The sequence below is a fragment of the Vibrio sp. AND4 genome (genome assembly GCF_000171815.1).
GTDB lineage: Bacteria > Pseudomonadota > Gammaproteobacteria > Enterobacterales > Vibrionaceae > Vibrio.
In genome coordinates, this window is the sequence record NZ_ABGR01000059.1 from 1 (window position 1) to 5,722 (window position 5,722).

A 5,722-nucleotide genomic window follows, 5' to 3' on the forward strand; every position below is an offset into this window, starting at 1 on the left:
CAGGCTGATACCGCCCAAGAGTTCATATCGACGGCGGTGTTTGGCACCTCGATGTCGGCTCATCACATCCTGGGGCTGAAGTCGGTCCCAAGGGTATGGCTGTTCGCCATTTAAAGTGGTACGCGAGCTGGGTTTAGAACGTCGTGAGACAGTTCGGTCCCTATCTGCCGTGGGCGTTGGAAGATTGAAGGGGGCTGCTCCTAGTACGAGAGGACCGGAGTGGACGAACCTCTGGTGTTCGGGTTGTCATGCCAATGGCATTGCCCGGTAGCTAAGTTCGGAATCGATAACCGCTGAAAGCATCTAAGCGGGAAGCGAGCCCTGAGATGAGTCTTCCCTGATACTTTAAGTATCCTAAAGGGTTGTTCGAGACTAGAACGTTGATAGGCAGGGTGTGTAAGCGTTGTGAGGCGTTGAGCTAACCTGTACTAATTGCCCGTGAGGCTTAACCATACAACACCCAAGAGGTTTTGATGGACTCAAAGCAAGAACAGATTGAATGTGTGAGAACGAAAACAGCTTTCCAAATGATTGTTTTTAGGTTGAATTAGACCTGAAGACAAAAAGAATTTGCTTGGCGACCATAGCGATTTGGACCCACCTGATTTCCATTCCGAACTCAGAAGTGAAACGAATTAGCGTCGATGGTAGTGTGGGGCTTCCCCATGTGAGAGTAGAACATCGCCAGGCTTTAATAACGCTTTTAGATTAAACTAAAAGCAAAACTGAGACTTAGCATTATTTAAGTAAGACTAGGCTTAGTAACAATTTGCGGAGAGATGGCTGAGTGGTCGAAAGCACCGGTCTTGAAAACCGGCAACCGTTAATAGCGGTTCTAGGGTTCAAATCCCTATCTCTCCGCCACTATTCAAAAGCCTCGCTAGAAATAGCGAGGCTTTTTTCATGTCTGGCGTTTAGAAAAAGGTTAAGGTATTTGAATCAAGATCCTACTGAGTGTCCATGATACTAAACGTCTTTCCTCCACTCATTAAGAAATCCTGTGCTAAGCATGCCTTGAGGCTTTAATAGGGCTTATTAAATAAAGTGCTTTCACCCTTCGCTATAAGCCTTAAAGCCGTCATATCAATGGCTAGTTCCTGTATCGCTACTCTCGTTTTAGTCTTAAATGAGGCCTCAACTTGCAAGACTGATGCGGTAATTTAATGGTACATGGTGATAACCTAAATATCGAATCGATAAGCCCTTTAAGCGCACTCAGTGGCATAGAAAACACATGTTTCACCATGACCCACTAATTGCTCTTCATCAATCCAAAAGGTCAAAGAGCCACGGTTAATGATTGATTGGTTGTATTACTTCCGGTTGATTGTTTTATAAAGAGGTTTAGGTATAGAACTAAGAGAGGTAGTGGACGAAGCTGATCACTTGATTTAGTTCCATTGAATTACGCAACAAAGCTGTTTACGGCCATAAGATGATAATAATTGTGATTCGTATTCAATTATTGCTTTTTCTGAATGTTATTTTAGTCAAGAATAGAGTAAAAATTCTATTTTATAAAATGGAAGTTCCACACAATGGATAGATTAAGTGCGCTAAAAGTATTTATTATTATTGTTGAACAGGGGAGTTTATCAGGAGCTGCAAAGTTATTGGATATTGAAAAAACTAAAGTATCTCGCTATCTAAGTGAATTAGAGCGGTGGGTTGGTACCCGATTATTACATAGAACGACTCGAACTCAAAGCTTAACGGAAGCTGGCGAAAAAACATTAACTCATGCTTATCAAATAGATTCTATAGCTGGTGACATCAATAGTATTATTGACCAAAAAAACAATTCGTTGTCTGGGCGTTTACGTATTTCTTGCGCATATTATATGGTAAATGCTTTTTTGCTAGAAGCTGTGAATGAGTTTTGTGCAAAGTGGCCTGAAGTTAAAATTGAGCTTATTGTTACCGATCGAGATACACACTTGATTGAAGAAGGAATAGATTTAGCCGTACGTACTAGTAACCACTTAGACCTTAATGTTGTGGCGAAAAAAATTGGTATGTGTCGTTCAGTTGTTGTAGCGAGTCCACAGTATTTATTAGCTAATGGCACGCCGATAGCGCCGCAATCTTTAGCTGAACATAATTGTCTATCTTTTAGTTATGCTGATAAACATAAATGGTATTTTTATCGTGAAGATAATGTTGAAACTGTACCTATTTCAGGACAGGTAACTGCAAACGTTTCAAATATATTGCTTAAAGCGACCCTATCTGGTGTTGGTATTAGTCAACAGCCTCTTGTTAGCTCTTTGCCTTTAATTAAATCGGGTCAGCTTGTACAGTTATTATCAGATTGGGAGCTGAAAAAAAATGGTATTTATCTTGTCTACGCTAGTCGAAAACAAATGACTCCATTGCATCGAAGTTTTATAGATTTTATTACTGAAAAAATATCAAATGATGAGTTCTGGAATTAAACTTTATATTGATGTGAAGTCAGGGTAAGAGCGCGCATTTTTTTGAGCTAACGAAGGGATCGATTTGATGATCACTTTTGTCTGTGAGCATATATTCCTTTTTTCGGGAGAACACCGTATACATCGACCACTTTGAAGACCGTTTTCAAGCGATTACTTTCCAACGTTAAATTGCAAAAGTTACTTATTGCCAGTTTGAGCTCCTTTTTAGTTCCTTATGTGCGGTGGTTTCGGGCGTAAAAGGCTGGTTTGATATTTCTGAATACATTCTCGAGCACCATTCATATGTTCAATGCTCATGCTTCATATCACAGGAGTATTGGTGACCATTGATGAAATAGCATGTCAAACCAAGATCGTTAAGGCCATCGTGGAACAAGAAGGGGATTACTTGCAGTAAAAGCACTCAAGGAAAACTTCGACAAGCGATAGTGCGTGTGGTGAAATTTAAACACTCGTACGATCATTCCGTGTGTGAGGTTTTGTTGCTTAATTCGGAAAGAAGATATGCCAACCCCATCGTGCTAAATTATTAAACGACACACCGAGTCTCAGGCATACCTAGCCCTGAGGCTTATTTACCGCTTTAATCATTGCGAAAGTCTCACCAACTTGAGCGTTATAATTCCTCAGGCTTAATTTCCCACCTAAAAATTGTTTCACTTGAAACATTGCATCTTTGTTGCCGCACTCAAATAACTTTCATTTTTCCTATTCTCATTGATTTCCGTTTTCATCTTTAGTCTTTTATTGAAGTAAAATCTTTAACAAATACCTTACAAAAAATAACAACGCCAAACTTCATCAATTGAAGAAGCATGCTAATTACAACGTAAAAAGTTGAACAATCAGCTGTAGGAAATGTTAATTGTTTGTTCCATTTTAAATCGTTTTTCTCAGCTCGAGTTGTCCAATAATTACCGAGTCGCTTAACCGTATCAGAAGACCACTTAGGTTAAATATTACAACAAAGCTATACACGATCTAGCAGGTTTATTTGCTCAAAAAGCATTAGTGTGAATATTGCAAAAGTGTTGTGTGAAATTAATTGTATGAATATTGCTACTTAGTATTAATATAAATGACATTATGTTTGTTGAATATATTGCAGGTGATTAAACAATAAGTATTACAGTTATAGATTTACTTGATAGTAATATATTTATTGTGACTCCTGACAATAAAATAATTATTTTTATTCAATAAAGATAAATGTTTAGTTGGTGTTGATAATAATATTAATTCAAAGGTTATTTTCGCTGAAGCCAAAACATTTTTATGTTCTTTTAAAGAAGGTAGTAATAAGGATAAACATTATGTTGCAATCAAAGTCATTGGCACTTTCCATAAGTGTAGTTTTAGGATCTACATCTTTTGTAGTGCAGGCAGGTGTATCAACAGATGCACTAAATAATACATCAGGAGAAATTTGTGGACCTCTAGATGGGACAGAGAACATACGTTTGACTAGAGATAGTATTCACCGATGCCTTACAGGTAATGATCCATTTAAAGCTCAACAATGGCATTTAATGAATACAGGTCAAGATGGTTTTGCCCTAAGAGGTGGCGTTGCAGGAAATGATCTTAACTTATGGTGGGCACACCGCCGAGGTATTTATGGTGAGGGTGTTAACGTAGCCGTTGTCGATGATGGTTTGGAAATTGGCCACCCTGATCTGGCGGCGAATATCACTCCAAATGCCTCGTATGATTTTGTTGGTCAAGATCGAGATCCTACGCCAACTTCACCGGGTGATGCTCATGGGACATCGGTAGCAGGAATTATTGCCGCAGTAAGAGATAATAATATCGGGGGGCAAGGGGTAGCTCCTGAAGCTGCATTACGAGGTTTCAATTTTCTAGGTCGAGACGCTCAAACATTAACAAACTGGTATATCAGTCATGGCCAACCTGGACGTTCTGATGACGTTCGCATTTTTAACCAAAGTTATGGTATTGGTGGGATAGCATCTGGTGACTATAGCGATAACTTTATGGAAAGAACTTATCGTCATATGTCTATGAATTCTAACAATGGATTAGGTGCTGCATTTATTAAATCAGCAGGTAATGGCTATAATATTATCGGTTTGGGAGGTAGGGATTATATTGCTCCTACAGGGAATAATTCTGGTTTACCTTGGCAAAACAGTAACCAAGCAGGAGACAATGCAAACTATTGGAATATCGTAGTGAGTGCGCTTAATGCAGATGGTGAACGTTCATCTTATTCTACTGTTGGTAGTAATGTATTTTTAACGGCGCTAGGCGGTGAGTATGGTAGTCGCTCTCCTGCACATGTTACAACAGACTTAACTGGTTGTGATATGGGTTACAATAGTCAATTTAGGGGTGTTCCTCACCGAAATCACCTGTTGCATGGAAGCACCAAGCTAGATCCTACTTGTGATTATAATAGTACAATGAATGGAACCTCTTCAGCGGCTCCTAATACGTCAGGTGCTTTTGCACTAATGATGTCTGCGTACCCTAATTTAACCCAACGTGATATTCGTCACTTGTTAGCAACAACAGCAACTCAAGTTGATGAAAATTATGGTGATATCTCGTTAACTTATACAACAGATAAAGGAAGATCAAAAACTATTACTGGATTAGAAGGTTGGCAGAAAAATAGTGTAGGTCGATGGTTTAGCCCGTATTATGGCTTTGGCTTAGTTAATGTCAATGCAGCATTAAAAGCCGCGGAAACATATGAGCAACTTCCTCCTTTAGATGTCGGTAATTGGGTTTCTAGCCAACTTGTTGAGCCATTAGTTATTCAAGACGCAGGTGAGACAGCAACCAATAGCACCATCATTAAGCAAGGTAATAAAACTGTTGAGTCTGTTCAAGTCAGATTGAATATTGATCATCAACGTATGTCTGATTTATTGATTGAATTAGAGTCTCCAGCAGGCACTAGGAGTATCCTGATGTCCCCACGCAACGGGATGGTTGGGCATGCGATCGGACAGGGTACTTCAGGTTTCAGAGATCACCCAATGCTGACTCATAAATTCTATGGTGAGAGTGGTGATGGTAACTGGACATTACACGTTACTGATACAAGCGGTAAGTCACGTTCATTTACGCATAACACGGGCGAAAATGGAGCTAGAAATGTAACAATGGCAAATAATCGTGAAAATGGACAGTTAAAAAATTGGTCACTTCGAATCTTTGGCCACTAAGAGTAATTGAAAGGAATAATCACATGAAAAAATCAAATAATGTACTGTTCTCCCTAACTATGGGCTTACTGACCTCTTTCTCTGTATTCG

At 39.3% G+C, this 5,722-nt stretch carries 2 protein-coding genes, 1 tRNA gene, 2 rRNA genes and 3 pseudogenes; 6 read left to right on the top strand and 2 right to left on the bottom strand.

Features of this window, described 5'->3' with window-relative positions; genetic code table 11:
* The 3 genes from AND4_RS18225 to AND4_RS18235 form a co-directional block, all read left to right on the top strand.
* Positions 1-453: ribosomal RNA gene (locus AND4_RS18225) — 23S ribosomal RNA — on the top strand; the annotation flags it as partial.
* Between the two features lie 120 nt (positions 454-573).
* Positions 574-690: ribosomal RNA gene (rrf, locus tag AND4_RS18230) — 5S ribosomal RNA — on the top strand.
* Positions 691-773: 83 nt separating this feature from the next.
* Positions 774-864: transfer RNA gene (locus tag AND4_RS18235), tRNA-Ser, on the top strand.
* A gap of 185 nt (positions 865-1,049) precedes the next feature.
* Here AND4_RS18235 and AND4_RS20475 read toward each other — a convergent pair.
* A pseudogene (locus tag AND4_RS20475) lies at positions 1,050-1,301 on the bottom strand (IS5/IS1182 family transposase); the annotation flags it as partial.
* Positions 1,302-1,538: 237 nt separating this feature from the next.
* Between AND4_RS20475 and AND4_RS18240 the strand changes: the two are divergent.
* Positions 1,539-2,435 (top strand): LysR family transcriptional regulator, encoded by an 897-nt coding sequence (locus AND4_RS18240; protein WP_009844459.1) that lies wholly within the window; start codon positions 1,539-1,541, stop codon positions 2,433-2,435.
* Positions 2,436-2,605: 170 nt separating this feature from the next.
* Positions 2,606-2,872, top strand: a pseudogene (locus tag AND4_RS20480) (hypothetical protein); the annotation flags it as partial.
* 95 nt (positions 2,873-2,967) lie between these two features.
* On the opposite strand, the pseudogene AND4_RS20170 reads toward AND4_RS20480, so the two are convergent.
* Positions 2,968-3,116: pseudogene (locus tag AND4_RS20170) on the bottom strand (IS5/IS1182 family transposase); the annotation flags it as partial.
* 635 nt (positions 3,117-3,751) lie between these two features.
* Here AND4_RS20170 and AND4_RS18245 point away from each other — a divergent pair.
* On the top strand, positions 3,752-5,632 hold the full coding sequence (locus AND4_RS18245) for a S8 family peptidase (protein ID WP_009844461.1): 1,881 nt from the start codon (positions 3,752-3,754) through the stop codon (positions 5,630-5,632).
* Positions 5,633-5,722: the final 90 nt, after the last annotated feature.

Excerpts from the sequence above, each read along its gene's own strand:
- AND4_RS18240 (WP_009844459.1), top strand. The coding sequence starts at position 1,539 with ATGGATAGATTAAGTGCGCTAAAAGTATTTATTATTATTGTTGAACAG.
- AND4_RS18245 (WP_009844461.1), top strand. The coding sequence starts at position 3,752 with ATGTTGCAATCAAAGTCATTGGCACTTTCCATAAGTGTAGTTTTAGGA.